Source organism: Anaerobiospirillum sp. NML120448 (assembly GCF_023050945.1).
Lineage (GTDB): Bacteria > Pseudomonadota > Gammaproteobacteria > Enterobacterales > Succinivibrionaceae > Anaerobiospirillum.
On record NZ_JALKIM010000170.1, the window covers coordinates 1 to 1,458 of the forward strand.

The 1,458-nt window shown below is 36.8% G+C and carries 1 protein-coding gene; it reads left to right on the top strand.

What is annotated here, in order from left to right; translation table 11 throughout:
- Nucleotides 1-71: 71 nt before the first annotated feature.
- Nucleotides 72-1,458: transposase (locus MXE38_RS12280; RefSeq protein ID WP_246915497.1), on the top strand; the 1,387-nt coding region annotated here is incomplete at its 3' end.

Genomic DNA, 1,458 nt, shown 5'->3' on the forward strand with positions numbered 1-1,458 from the left:
ACTGCGCTTTATCTTTACCAACAAAATGTCCTGTAAACAATACTATAACCAAGGGTACTGCTGGTGAGGCAATGAATGTAGATAGCAAAGCATTAGCTATGCTTGGCAAGATTTGCTTGATAATGGATAGAGGATACCGTTCAATTGTGCATTTAATGTTAGCTCAGTTTTATGGGCATTATTTTATTGCGAGAGAACTAACAAATTGTAATTTCGTCATCATGAAAGTGCGAGATCTCCATGGTAATGAAATACCAGAGTTGACCAAGCAATTACAATTCAAAAAAGTGACATCTCCTGAGGCACAAAAGGCAATTGAAGAACAAGGTATTCTAGATTTTACTGTGTTTGCTTCTCGCTATGTTGAGATTCCTACAATACCTGATCTAATAGACCATTTAATTGATAAAGCAAGATTTAAAAATCAACAGCGACGTAGAGCTTGCATGGGAAAAACTCGCATAATTGCTGCAACTAGAAATTGGAAGCACAAAGATGATCATAGACTAATTGTTGAGTGTCTCTCACGTCCAGAGTTAGATCTTGATGATGACTATGAGGACAATAATATGAATACCGCCCCTTTTAGGAAAAAAGGCGACAATTCCAATGATAAAGCTGAAACCGAAGGTGCAGCTGATGAGGTTAACAGTGAAAGTTCCTCCGATAAAATTATGTATCTGGTAACTAACTTGTCAAGAGGCCAAGCTTCTGCATTAGATGTACGTTTGCTATATATTCTTAGATGGGTTATTGAGCTTTTTGCTAAGACTGAGAAACAAAATTACTCTCTACAAAAGACCAATGCTCGCCACCCAAATACTGTTGTTAATTTACAGATAGCTAGTCTAATTCTAGGTGCGCTAAATAGCTTCGAAATATGTAAAGCTGGAGGATTTATAAGCAATGAGGATGCAGCATATGATGTTGATCATTTGCTTATTCATCAATTTGCTGCAAGCCAAGGTATTACTAGAGAATATGTGGAATTAAATAACTTTCTTGGGGCACTAAAAATGCTTTCAAACAATGAAACTCCTAAGAGTTCATATAACCCACTTGCTGCTTTGCCTAAAGCTCTTCAAGAGTTAGCTCGTCAAGAGCAACAAAACTTTAAAGGAACAGTATTTTTTAGAGCAGAAGACTTTAGAGCTCTACAAAATTCTCGTAGCAAGAACTTAGGAATTTTAAATTTATCTGCTTATGCAAGAGAGCTCCTTCTAAGAAGTGCACTACACGGAGATGCATATGCTCTTGAACAATTCTCTAAGTTTGATAAGGCTATGAGTAGACTAGGCTATAAGAACATTCAAACTGCCATGGTAATTAAGGAAGTTCAGGAAGATTGTCAAAAGTATGAAATTCCAATTGATCTGGCAATAACAAAGCCTAAAACTCCACCTCAAATCTCTTTACTTCAAGCTGCGTCTCTGCCATACATGGGGAACTTAATTGATG